This window comes from Acinetobacter sp. YH12138 (genome assembly GCF_015218525.1).
Taxonomy (GTDB): Bacteria; Pseudomonadota; Gammaproteobacteria; order Pseudomonadales; family Moraxellaceae; genus Acinetobacter; species Acinetobacter amyesii.
Map to the genome: position 1 here is coordinate 2,562,543 of NZ_CP048670.1, position 12,444 is coordinate 2,574,986.

The 12,444-nt window shown below is 37.7% G+C and carries 12 protein-coding genes and 1 pseudogene; 5 read left to right on the top strand and 8 right to left on the bottom strand.

Going from position 1 to position 12,444, the window contains the following annotated elements; genetic code table 11:
- The 3 genes from G0029_RS12390 to G0029_RS12400 all read right to left on the bottom strand — a co-directional run bounded on the left by G0029_RS12390 (position 1) and on the right by G0029_RS12400 (position 3,265).
- Positions 1–1,158 (bottom strand): 8-amino-7-oxononanoate synthase, encoded by a 1,158-nt coding sequence (locus G0029_RS12390; RefSeq protein WP_180107863.1) that lies wholly within the window; start codon positions 1,156–1,158, stop codon positions 1–3.
- Positions 1,155–2,447 carry an adenosylmethionine--8-amino-7-oxononanoate transaminase gene (gene bioA, locus G0029_RS12395; protein ID WP_180107864.1) on the bottom strand — a complete coding sequence of 431 codons (1,293 nt, stop codon included), beginning with the start codon at positions 2,445–2,447 and terminating at the stop codon, positions 1,155–1,157. Before bioA ends, G0029_RS12390 begins: the two co-directional genes overlap by 4 nt.
- A gap of 86 nt (positions 2,448–2,533) precedes the next feature.
- Entirely contained in the window at positions 2,534–3,265 is a 732-nt protein-coding gene (locus tag G0029_RS12400) for a YqiA/YcfP family alpha/beta fold hydrolase (RefSeq protein WP_180107865.1), read from the bottom strand.
- A gap of 223 nt (positions 3,266–3,488) precedes the next feature.
- Between G0029_RS12400 and G0029_RS12405 the strand changes: the two genes are divergently transcribed.
- The gene (locus G0029_RS12405) at positions 3,489–4,022 is read left to right on the top strand and encodes a peroxiredoxin (RefSeq protein ID WP_373423589.1); all 534 of its coding nucleotides are present in this window, start codon (positions 3,489–3,491) and stop codon (positions 4,020–4,022) included.
- 58 nt (positions 4,023–4,080) lie between these two features.
- Here the strand turns inward: G0029_RS12405 and ftn are convergent, their stop codons facing one another.
- Both ftn and rlmF read right to left on the bottom strand, forming a co-directional pair.
- Entirely contained in the window at positions 4,081–4,545 is a 465-nt protein-coding gene (gene ftn / locus G0029_RS12410) for a heteropolymeric bacterioferritin subunit Ftn (RefSeq protein WP_067762676.1), read from the bottom strand.
- A 361-nt stretch (positions 4,546–4,906) separates the two neighbouring features.
- Positions 4,907–5,881, bottom strand: a complete 975-nt coding sequence (gene rlmF / locus G0029_RS12415; RefSeq protein ID WP_078194245.1) for a 23S rRNA (adenine(1618)-N(6))-methyltransferase RlmF — start codon at positions 5,879–5,881, stop codon at positions 4,907–4,909.
- Between the two features lie 365 nt (positions 5,882–6,246).
- Here rlmF and G0029_RS18295 point away from each other — a divergent pair.
- A pseudogene (locus G0029_RS18295) lies at positions 6,247–6,464 on the top strand (DUF6500 family protein).
- Positions 6,465–6,543: 79 nt separating this feature from the next.
- On the opposite strand, the gene G0029_RS12420 reads toward G0029_RS18295, so the two are convergent.
- From G0029_RS12420 to G0029_RS12430, 3 genes are read right to left on the bottom strand one after another with little or no spacing between them, the layout of a single operon-like run.
- Complete coding sequence (locus G0029_RS12420) at positions 6,544–6,936, bottom strand: hypothetical protein (protein ID WP_180107867.1); 393 nt, start codon at positions 6,934–6,936, stop codon at positions 6,544–6,546.
- Complete coding sequence (locus tag G0029_RS12425) at positions 6,933–8,366, bottom strand: hypothetical protein (protein ID WP_180107868.1); 1,434 nt, start codon at positions 8,364–8,366, stop codon at positions 6,933–6,935. The genes G0029_RS12420 and G0029_RS12425 overlap by 4 nt, the downstream gene beginning before the upstream one ends.
- Positions 8,366–8,737, bottom strand: coding sequence for a hypothetical protein (locus G0029_RS12430; RefSeq protein ID WP_180107869.1), 372 nt, complete (start codon positions 8,735–8,737; stop codon positions 8,366–8,368). Before G0029_RS12430 ends, G0029_RS12425 begins: the two co-directional genes overlap by 1 nt.
- 88 nt (positions 8,738–8,825) lie before the next feature.
- On the opposite strand from G0029_RS12430, the gene G0029_RS12435 reads away from it, so the two are divergent.
- The 3 genes from G0029_RS12435 to G0029_RS12445 all read left to right on the top strand — a co-directional run bounded on the left by G0029_RS12435 (position 8,826) and on the right by G0029_RS12445 (position 12,402).
- Positions 8,826–9,515 carry a hypothetical protein gene (locus G0029_RS12435; RefSeq protein WP_180107899.1) on the top strand — a complete coding sequence of 230 codons (690 nt, stop codon included), beginning with the start codon at positions 8,826–8,828 and terminating at the stop codon, positions 9,513–9,515.
- Positions 9,516–9,643: 128 nt separating this feature from the next.
- Positions 9,644–10,978, top strand: a complete 1,335-nt coding sequence (locus tag G0029_RS12440) for an ISNCY family transposase (protein WP_194087869.1) — start codon at positions 9,644–9,646, stop codon at positions 10,976–10,978.
- 359 nt (positions 10,979–11,337) lie between these two features.
- Complete coding sequence (locus G0029_RS12445) at positions 11,338–12,402, top strand: SDR family oxidoreductase (protein ID WP_180107871.1); 1,065 nt, start codon at positions 11,338–11,340, stop codon at positions 12,400–12,402.
- The last annotated feature ends 42 nt before the right edge of the window (positions 12,403–12,444 follow it).

Below are 12,444 nucleotides of genomic sequence, written 5' to 3' on the forward strand. Positions count from 1 at the left end.
TCACAACAATTGAGTCAACTGATCAAGATCTGTTTGTGTAATCTGAGCAGTGAGTGAAATGCGTAAGCGCGAACTATGCTGCGGCACAGTGGGTGGACGTACAGGCATGATATAAAAACCTGCCGCTTGCAAAGCTTGAGCCTTGGCAACTGTTTTATTCGACTCGCCAATAATGACAGGCACAATATGTGATGTAGATGGACAATCAAAACCTTTGGCTTGCACAGCTTGTTGCAAATTTTGACTGATTTGCTGTAAATGGTGACGCTCTGCTTTTAAATTTAAAACATTCTTGAAAATAAAATCTGTCCACGCCATACAGATCGGGGGCTGTGCGGTACTAAAAATCAACGGTCGCATCGAGTTAATCAAATAGTCACGAATAATCGAATGACAGATGAGATACCCCCCTATTGAAGCCAGTGCTTTACCAAATGTACCGACTAAAAGATCAATATCATCCATCACCCGATATTGCTCAGCACAGCCTAAACCACGCTCACCGCGCACACCGATCGCATGTGCCTCATCGACATACAACATCACTTTGGGAAATTGTTTTTTGATCCGTACCAGTTCAGCCAAATCGGTTTCATCACCATCCATACTGAAAATCGATTCAGTCACCACAATGATCCGCTCAAAAGCCTCATCTTCATGATATTTGCATAAAAGCTGAGAAAGATGCGCCAAATCATTATGGCGATAACGTACATATTTCGCAGTCGATAATCGCATGCCATCAATCATACTGGCATGAATCAGCTTATCCGCCAATATCAAGGTTTTACTGTCTGCCAGTGCAGGTAAAATCCCGATATTCATGTGATAGCCACTGTTAAATAACAGTGCAGATCGGCCATGAAAGGCATCACTTAATGTTGATTCAAGTTGTTCATATTCAGGAAAGTTTCCTGTCAATAAACGCGATGAGGATGAACTCATCCAACGCTGTGCGTTCGGGGTTTCATCAAAGAATTGTTCACGTAGGTGTAGGTTTGAAGCCAAACCTAAATAGTCATTTGACGCTAAATTCAACATGGTATGATCGTGAATACTAATGTAACGATCATGCTGATGATTTGAAGTGAACTGACGTAAGTTGCCTTGCTGTTTTAGTTGATCAAGTTGATCTGAAAAATGGTTGAGCAGATTCATGCTGGCTGCACCATGTTTTTCACCACCTCAACCATGTGTTCTAACAAATTTTTTAATTCATGCTCTGAAATAATATATGGGGGCATAACATAAACCAGCTTACCGAATGGACGAATCCAAATACCACGACGGACAAACTCCTGTTGTAGGGTTTTCATATCTACATTAAAGGTCAATTCCACCACACCAATTGCACCAAGTATTCGTACATCTTTGACATGTTCAAGCGATGAAAGTGCTGGTAAATGAAACTTCAATTGTGTTTCGATACGTCGAATATTCGCTTGCCAATCTCGAGACAGCAGCAGTTCGGTACTTTTTACAGCCACAGCGCAAGCCAAAGGATTTGCCATAAAGGTTGGCCCATGCATAAATACACCTGCCTCACCTTGACTAATGGTTTCTGCGATATGCTTGGTAGTCAGAGTTGCTGACAAAGTCATATATCCGCCAGTCAAGCCTTTGCCAATACACATAATGTCCGGCTCAACTTCAGCCCATTCCCATGCAAATAATTTTCCGGTACGGCCAAAGCCTGTAGCAATCTCATCGAAGATCAGCAATATATTGTATTTTTCGCAGAGTAATTTAGCTTGACGCAAATATTCAGGATGGTAGAAACGCATGCCTCCTGCACCTTGCACAATCGGCTCAAGAATCAATCCCGCAATATTTTCATGCTGTTCAGAGAGAGTCTTTTCTAGTTCAGCAATATCCGTAGGATTCCACGCTTGGTCAAAGCCAACTTGCGGCGCAGGAACAAAAATTCGATTGGGTAAACTGGAACCAAATATTTGATGCATGCCAGTCACAGGGTCACAAACCGACATCGCATTCCAAGTGTCGCCATGATAGCCAGAACGCGGTGTGACAAAATTGGTTTTATTCGGTTGATGCAAAGACGCCCAATACTGCACTGCCATTTTCAAGGCTACTTCGACAGCAACCGAACCTGAATCGGCAAAGAAAATTTTATCTAAACTGGACGGGGTGATTTTTAACAGTAATTTAGCCAGTTGAATCGCGGGATCATGCGTCAATCCACCGAACATGATATGTGACATTTGTTGCAGTTGATCGGTCACAGCTTGATTTAGCTCGGGATGGTTATAACCATGAATTGCACACCACCATGAAGACATACCATCAATCAATTGACGACCATCTTCAAGCTCAATCATTACCCCTTGCGCACGTTTCACTTTAAACGTTGGAAGGGGCTGAGTCATCGATGTATAGGGATGCCAAATATGTTGCTGATCAAATTGTAGATCGGTTAAATTGGCCATCCCTCACTCCATGTATCAGGCTTAAACATCAATGTGGCAAGATGTTACCCCCACGCCAATGAAAAATAAATTGCCATAAAGCCCAGCTATTCAGAGATTTGTTCTATTTTCTTTAAATATTGGCAGATTTTGCAACTTATGACTTCAGATTGAAACAAGGGAAAGCCATGTGAGCCAGAAACCAATTCAGTCTCCAAAAACTTTACAGCTAAATTATGCAGTAAGCGTCCAACTTTGTAACTAACCAAATAATCTTGCTTAGCAAACAAATGGTATTGATGACCAGTGTAATTTTTCAAGATACTGACATTATTAAGCTTCTCCAAACAGTTCAATCCTGCTCGAAGCACATCTAAATTTTGCGCTTGAATCAAACTTTGCAAGGTGATGAAATCTTGCTTAGTGCTATCAGTACCCTGACAAACCATATAACCAAACTTCTTTAAGGTAGAAATCGCATCCTGCTCGAAAGATTGTTTGAAGCTTTGAAAACTCGCTTGATCCATCGCAGCAGGCCACTGTTCATCAGCTACAAAACTTGGATTTGAGCCTAATGTGATCAGCACTTTCTGTTGTTGATATTTTTTTTGAATTTCATCTACCAAAATCGTCGCCAATTGACCACCAAGGGACCAGCCAATAATCACATCAAATTGCTGCGCCAATTCAACTTTCTGTTCCAGCACTGCTAGATTTAAGGCATCAAAAATATTCCATAATTCGACCTGATAACCTTGGGTGATCAATGCCTGCTGTAAAGGAGCAAGTAATTTACGACCTCCGCCCCATCCAGTAATAAGTAAAATCTGTTGTTTCAATGCAAACTCTAAAATTAAACGATTCCAAATAGTATAAAAGTTCAGAGCACGTTTGATAGTGGCATTTCAGCACATCAACCGATTTGCCAAAAGACATTCGAAATCTACTTCAATAAATATAAAATCAGCTAGCCTACAGCGCTTTAAAATTTGCTAAGATCAGATAAAGAACAATATAAACTGATGCTCTATGAAAGTTTCTTCATTGCTAAAAATCTGTTTCATGACATGTGCTTTAATAGCAACTACCCAAATCACAGTTGCTGAAACATCCATACTCAGCACCAATCAAAACAAACAAAAACAATGGATAGGCACACCCGCACCCAACTTTAAATTGCAAGATCAAAATGAAAAATGGCACGAACTGAAGCAATATCAAGGGAAATGGCTCGTTCTGTACTTTTACCCTAAAGACAACTCACCCGGTTGTACAGAAGAAGCCAATCAATTTAAAACCCTATATCCACAATTTTTAAAAAGTAATGCTGTTGTTTTGGGCGCAAGCTTAGATGATGTTGCATCACATCAAAAGTTCTCTAAAGCACTACAACTTCCCTTTCCAATTCTTGCCGATCAACAACATAAACTGGCGACACAGTTAGGTATTGTACGAAACTTAGGGATTTTGAAAGTTGCCAAACGTGAAACCTTTCTGATTGATCCGAAAGGCATTATTGTGTATCACTACAGTAGTGTGAATACACAGACACATGCGGCGCAAGTTTTGGCAGATATCAAAAAACTACAACAATAGTTTTCATGGTCCAATAAAAAACCCAGCAGAAGCTGGGTTTATTTTGATATTTTTTAAATTACATTTGAGACTGAATATAGTTTGGAAGACCAATGAGTTCGATCAAACGCATTTGCTTTTCAAGCCAGTAGGTATGATCTTCTTCAGTATCTGACATTTGCTGACGGAGCATATCACGGGTCACATAGTCACCCTTTTCTTCACACAATTTTACGCCTTGAGCAAGTTTCTCACGAACATGATATTCAAGCGCCAAATCCGCTTTTAAACAAGTCACAACGTCTGTACCGACTTCAATATCATCACGATTCATATTCGGCGTTCCTTCAAGGAACAATACGCGACGAATCAATGCATCTGCATGTGAGCCTTCTTCTTGGCTTTCATGATCGATACGTTCAAAGATTTTACTTAAGCCCCAATCTTCATACATACGGGAATGAATTAAGTATTGATCACGAGCAGCCAGTTCGCCACCGATCAGCATATTTAAGTAGTCTACGACTTCTGGATTGCCACGCATTTTCTTCACTCCATACCCTTTTCAAATATTATGGACAAGTTTCAAAATGAATGCAAAATATAATTTTTGTAAGCTTATGATTTTTATATAATTTAAATGATAAACATACGCATTTGCAGTTCAATTCCGCGCATTTTTCACATATAAAAGAAGCCCTTGCAGAATATTCAAGGCATTTAGAACACGAAATAATCAAAAATCGCTGGATGCTGTTTTTTGTAACAATTAACAATACGTCTTGTTTAGCAAAAATATCTCCAGATTGATTCAACACACTGTGCTTATCGCTATAGGAAACTTTATACTGATGCCCTATGCATTGCTGTCAAAGACAAGGCGAAAATCTCCAACGAAGACAGACTTAAGCTGAAGTCCAACGTGCTTTCTTCCACGCTTGCTGTTGCCTTAAATCTAAAAAAGTCCAAGCGACAAAACGGCTTTCTTTTTGTCCCTGCGTCATTTTAATGGTTTTCACATCCACTGCACCGCTCTTCGCTAAGGCCTTTAAAAGCACTGGCAATGTTGTTTTCTTGGAAACCAGCGTACTAAACCAAAGACATTGTTCAGCAAACTGGATGCTCTCTTGTACCATTTGGCAGACAAATCGCTCTTCGCCGCCATCACACCAGAGTTCGTTCTTTTGACCGCCAAAGTTTAATACCACCTTGCTCCGATCAACTGGCTTGCCCAGTTTTCTTAATTTTTGCGTTGCTGTCGCGTTGGCTTCATCTTGCGAGGCATGAAATGGTGGATTACACATAGTCAAATCAAAACGATCTGAAGGTTTAATCACACCATTAAAAATATTGCTCGCTTTTTTTTGCAATCGAATCTGAATGCCTTTACGCAGATTCGGATTGGCCTCCACAATAAATTGAGCACTTTTAACCGATGCAGCATGTATGTCTGAGCCTACAAATTTCCAGCCATAGCTGCGATGACCAATAATCGGATAAATACAGTTCGCACCAACCCCAATATCTAAGACTTGAACGGTGTGTCCTGTTGGAATCTGCCCTTTGTTGTTGGCACTTAACAAGTCAGCCAAATAGTGAATATAGTCAGCCCTGCCCGGAATAGGCGGGCAAAGAAAATCTTTGGGAATATCCCAATATTGAATGCCATAAAAATGCTTAAGCAATGCTTTATTGAGCATTTTCACAGCGTGTGGATCAGAAAAATCTACCGATAAATCATTATATTTATTTGGGCTGACAAAAGGTGCAAGTTCCGGACAGCTCTTGATTAACTGCGGAAAATCGTAACGACTGCGATGCAGATTTCGTGCATGTAATTCCGATTTTTGCTGCGGAAAAGATTTCTTTGCTTGCGCCATGTGTATGCCAATAATCAACGGGAGAACAGAATTATCTGATAAGGCAGGATCTATACCTGCAAATTAACTAATATTGTACGTGAATTTGACCATCTATGACGCCCCAATCCTTTTATTTATCTATCTGCAAAATTAATAACGACTAGGATATTTATGCTTATTTTAGCTAGACATTTTTGTTTGCTATATCATTAAACAAAACCTTGGAACATTGATTAAATAATAGTCGCGGAACATGAAGAATCAAAAAATTCCACTCGGTGATGTCTGGGTTTTTCGCACCAGCATAAAGCAACGATTTATATCAAATAAAAATAGGATTTCGTATAGTGTGTATTATGTTAATTTTATAAAAAGTTAAAACTATAAGAAAAGAGTTAAGAAAATATTTAGTCATTGATGTAATGAGAAAATTGAGAAAAAAGTGGATAACGTTGATTTATCTTTCTATGCCTTTTTCAATAATAAAAATGATAATCCTGAGCTCTTAATTGAAGCGGTTAGTTAGTGGTTAATGCAACATAAATTAGATCATTTCAAAAAAGTTATAAAAATAAAAGCTCTTGTTTTAAGTGAGTCTTAGCTTAACTCAGCATAATAGCTGTTATAGGCTTTGTTGCACAAACAAATAAGTAGCTGATTTAAATTCATTAAATCCATTCCTAATAAACCCAAAATAAAATCGTAAAAAAGATAATTAATACCATGAAAAACAATGAAAACTTTATATAAAACCATAATTTTTCATGGTTTTTAATAATATTAATACTTGTTTCTAAATTTACATTATTAAATATTAAAAATTCTCTTTTCTTGAAAAAATTCTCTAAAGATTTTTCAGAAAAATAATTTATAAAATTAATAAATGTAACCATTGTTATAACTAATTCGATATTAGCCACATCCATAGATTTATTTTTATAAACGCTTCCACCATATATTTTACTTTTTAAAAATTCATTATTATTTATATACTTAGATGCCATTTGATGAAATACAGCCCACAAAAAAATACTTAATATAAGTAAAATAACTATTAAATCTTTTGTATTCATTTTAATCTTTCATATCCATATTCTACAACTGCTTGACCTGTTACACCACCAACATAGCCTCCCAGAAGAGTCGAACCAACAGCTATAACACCAACAACAGCTAAAACAGGGAGACCGACTGTTCCACCAACAGCACCAATTACAACTCCTCCGATTACAGTTCCAACACTCCCTCCAATTCTTGCGCCTAATAACCCCCCATTAATTTTACCAGTTTGTTTCAATATTTCCTTTCTTGTTGCATCTGAATCACCTTTTTTATAGACTTCAGCTACAGACTCTGCACTACCATAAAGATCCCAAGCGAAAACTATCCCTCCACCAATTTTTAAGCCTCTGCTAACTTTAGATGTTTCATCCATATTTTTAATATAGTCATCAATACTACTATTATTTTTTGCACGGACAAAAACAGTTCTTCTAATCATATCTCTATTATCTTTAAAATTAATTCCATGATTCCATGCGAAAAATCTTTGATTAGATGCTGCTTTTAATGCTTCAAACTCCTTAGCATTAGCTCTTTCAAATAAGTAAAAATTTCGTCTAAATGATTCAGGAGCTTTAGCTTGTTTAGCCTCATCCATCTTTTTTAGTAAAATAGAATATCTACTAGCTACTTCTTTATTGATTGTAGTATTAAAATTAACTGCACTATCAATACTTTCTTTCGATGCCAAAATAAAAGGATCTGATTTCAAATTTTGTAAAAACAACTCTGAAAAATCTGCCTGTACAGGTTCATTTGTTAGAGCAACAAAATCACTTCCCTTTTTTATTTCTTGTAATTGGTCATATGAATTTGCAAAATATAATGGATCAAAATTAGGGTCTTTCAAAAAGGTTTCTAATTTTGATTCAGCTTTTTGAGCTTTTGCTTTATAGCTATTTAATTCTTTAGCTGTTGTTGTATTACAAAGAATAACTACTTGACCAGGAATAAGTGTTTTTATCGCAGCGATGCTCTTTAGATGTGGATTATTTGTTTGTAAAGTATTCCAATCTGATGGAGTTAATGATTTCTTGAAAACTCTTTGTGACCAGTGCAACATTGTTTCCCTTTGTTTCACTAAATACCATCCAATAACGCCATTTTCTAAATAAATCTCCTTAATATTTTCTTTGATCTTTTTAGTTAATTCAGCTGTCGTTTTAAAGTCAAATACGCTCCAGTTATTAGGCTTTGGAAATGACTTAGCAGAAACTCGTTGAATCATTTCACCACGGTAACTAATTTCATAGTGCAAAATTTTATTGGATTTAAAAATATTAAACCATTTAGTAAAACCTTGATCATCAAAAAAGTTTCCTTCATCTTCGAATTCAACTTTTGTAGCCGTACTATTAAGAACTTTAAACGTATAGGTTAAGTCTTTTATTTTTAAAGGTTCATGTATCTTAAACTGTAGACGTGTATATCTTTTTTCCATTATTCTTCTTCAACTTCATCATAAGCATTTTGTGCTTCTTCAATTTCGTTTACCATAACGCGAGCCACTATATTTTGGGCCTCTGCTGCTGTTTTTAGACTCATAAATCCTTGACTGTCAGTTGTTCCTTTTTGCAAATTTCCATCTTGATCAAAGATAAAATATGTTTTATTCGAAAGAGGTATATCGTCTTTGTTTTTAACGAGATATTGCAAAACATAAGGTTGATTAGGGACGGGTAATATAGGAAGCTTTATCGAAACGTTTTGCCCCCCTTTAAAAAGATGTTGTCCAGCTTTGGCCTCAAACTTTGCAGGCGTAATTAATGTAATTCCATTCTTATTAATTATGATTTGAGAACCACCAGCCATACATTACCTATTTATTATAAATTTCACAAATTAAGCTCGAAATTGACTTAATATAAAAACAAATACTTCAATGTTTTTTAATTTAGATATGACTTTCATCATTGCCCTTCAGCTAAAGGATAGCATCATTGTAACAGCAGATAAAAAAGAGGTTGTTACGAGTGAACAAGAAATGAACTATTTTAACGAACACCACACATTAAAACTTCATACTTGGGATAATGGTGTTATTACTGGAACAGGGGAAAGCTATGTAATTCATCGTTCGATAGCCCTTTTCAAAGAATTAGCTGGCTCAAATATTCATAAACTTCCTCAATGCTTAAAGATATCAAGACAAATCAGAGAATTAGAGATAGGGAGAAATCACTATCAGGTCGAGAATACCAAACTTCTTTGTAGTACCTATAGTGAAAATGGAGCCCAACTTTATAAGATAGAGCTTTTTGATAGTGCACAACCTTATACATTCACAGCTATTGAACCAATGGATATCACGGTATGGATGTTTGACCCTAATATTGAATTAATTTCCACAGATTTACAGAATCTCTATACCGATTTAAAAAACTATGCTGCATTTTCTAATCAAGCAGAATGGATCAATTACTATATCAACCGTCTCGCTCCGATTTACCAAAAGCAAAGCCAGCAAGATTCACTGATGAGTCAAAGCTTTGATTTCTTTTTTCAGACGAAGAATGAATACATTATTGGCCATATACCAAATACCCAAAATTCAGCCATAGAATTTAAAGAATTTTTTTCTAACTTTTAGTTCATTTAACATAATGGCTGTTATACGAAATGAAGATGTTAGAACCCATTTAAAGTGTCTATATTCTCACCAATAAAAATGTCTAGTTTATGATGGTTTTTATCACCATGGACTGGATATAAATATAGATGCTGATCACTATGTCTGACAAAGAAATTCAACGGCTTGCAGTTCTGCAAGACGTTCGAGATCATCGTATTACCCAGGTCCGTGCTGCTGAAATCCTAAATCTTTCCACCCGTCAAATTACCCGGTTATTGCAGAAGCTCAATCAAGATGGTGTCTCAGGTATGGCACATGCCAGTCGTGGTCAACCTGGCCATCGTCGCCATGATGACTTGTTAAAATCAAAGTGCCTTTCCATTATTGCTGAACATTTACTGGGCTTTGGACCCACCTTGGCGCATGAGAAGCTCAACAGCATGTTTGACCTGAATATCCCGGTAGAAACGCTTCGGCGCTGGATGACGGCCAATGACCTGTGGATTCCGCGATCCAAGCGCCTGAAGCGTCCATATCAGCCACGTTATAACCGGGATTGCTTCGGTGAACTGATCCAAATTGATGGCTCATATCATGACTGGTTTGAAGGTCGAGCTGCAAAATGCTGCTTGTTGGTTTATATCGATGATGCTACTGGAAAGCTGTTGCATCTGCGCTTTTGTGAGGCTGAAACGACCTTTGACTACCTGCTTTTAACCCGAGCCTACATTGAACAATACGGCAAACCTCTAGCCTTTTATAGTGACAAGCATTCGGTATTCAGAGTTAATCAGAAATCCAGGCAAGACAGCCAGATTACGCAATTTGGGCGGATTCTGAATAATTTGAACATCGATATTATCTTTGCCAACTCCCCCCAAGCCAAAGGTCGTGTGGAACGTGCCAACAGAACCCTTCAGGACCGTCTGATCAAGGAGATGCGCCTGGAAGGCATCGGTTCGATTGCAGAGGCCAATATATGGTTACCCTGCTTTATTGAGCAGTTCAATCAGAAGTTCGCCAAATGTGCGCGAAACTCAAAGAACCTGCATCGGCCATTAACCGAATCTGATCTTGAACTGGATGATATTTTTACCTGGCAGGAACCGCGTAAGGTCACCAAGAATCTGACCCTGACCTATGACAAGTGTATTTATATGCTTGAACCGACAGAGCTGAATCATAAGCTTGTTGGGCAATACATTTCATTTCTGGAGTACCCGGATGGTACTGTGGCAATCATGCATGAAGGACGGAAGATCAACTATAGCGTCTTCAATAAACTGGCTGGACTACAGCAGAATGATGTGGTTGAGAATAAAAGATTAGGTTCGGTCCTGGCCCATATCCAGCAGCAACATGAGGAATTGGAGAAACAGAATAAACGTTCCCGTCTCAAGAAAAGTATGCCGAGTCGTAAAGCTCAGAAAGTTGTTATTGAACAAAGAAATTTAAATCCTGTGCTTGACTCTTGTAGTTAAAAACAGGACATTTTAAATGGTTTATCGCATAGACATTTTAATTGGGGAATAACAGAAGAAGCCTATAACTCTTATCTAGGCTTTAAATTAAAGCTCACAAGTTAGATATGACTCTTTGTCCATTTTTCTGTGAGATTTTGCGTCCATACTCATAAGAATATACATCTATCCAACATTCATCCCATATTCGCATATTTTAAGATCAATAAAAAAGTACTTTTTCAGCATTCACATGCATTCTCTGCTGAATTTAGTGCGCATTAAACCCAATCATCAACATATATTTTTTCAAATCAATCAAAGACAAAACTAAATATTCTCAATATGATAAAAAAATGCGTCAATTAAAGTTGAAGAATATGAATAGCAAGACAACAAGACAGATACTCGTCACAGGCGCGACAGGCTATATTGCCAGTTGGGTCATCAAAAATTTACTCGAATTAGGGCACACGGTACATGCCACAGTTCGTGATCTGAATAAAACATCAGGATTTGCACATCTCGAAAAAATTGCAGCTGATACAACTGGCACTTTAAAACTGTTCCAAGCCAATTTATTAGATGAGGGTGCATTTGATTCAGCCATGCAAGGTTGTGACATTGTGATCCATATGGCATCCCCTTTTGTAGTGACCAACTATAAAGACGCAATTAAAGATATTATTGAGCCTGCGGTGATAGGCACTGAAAATGTACTCAATAGTGTAAATAAAACTGAATCCGTTAAGCGAGTGGTGGTAACGTCAAGTATTGCATCAACTTATGGTGATGCAATTGATATTTTGCAAACCAAACATAATCAGTTTGATGAATCGCATTGGAACACTTCTAGCTCTGAGACGCATCAGCCTTATCCATATTCAAAAGTGATGGCTGAGCGCAAAGCGTGGGAAATGCAAAAAGCACAAAACCGTTGGGATCTGGTCTGTGTTAATCCAGCACTGGTCATGGGGCCATCTTTAACAGCGTCAACACAGTCAGGAAGCGTTGAAGTGCTACAACAGTTTGCCAATGGTATGACTTTGGCCGGTGTTCCACCAATGTGGAATGGTATCGTCGATGTTCGCGATGTTGCCGATGCGCACGTACAAGCAGCTCTCAATCCCGCAGCAAGCGGACGTTATATTATTAGTGGTGGTACTTTAAGTTTATTAGAAATGGGGAAAATATTACGCTCGCATTTTGGTAATAAATTTCCATTTCCGCGCAATACCTTACCGAAGTTTGCCTTTAAAGCCTTTGGCCCTCTTGCAGGTTTCCCACGAAAGTTTGTTGAACTGAATATGGGTTACCCGATTTACTTTAATGCTGAAAAAAGTAAAAAAGAATTGGGCATTGAGTACCGAGATATTCAACAAAGTGTGGTTGAACATTTCCAACAATTACTCGATGACGGTGTGGTGAAGCAATATATTCCGTGAATCACTCATCAACAAAAAAGCCACCTTAAATAGGTGGCTTTT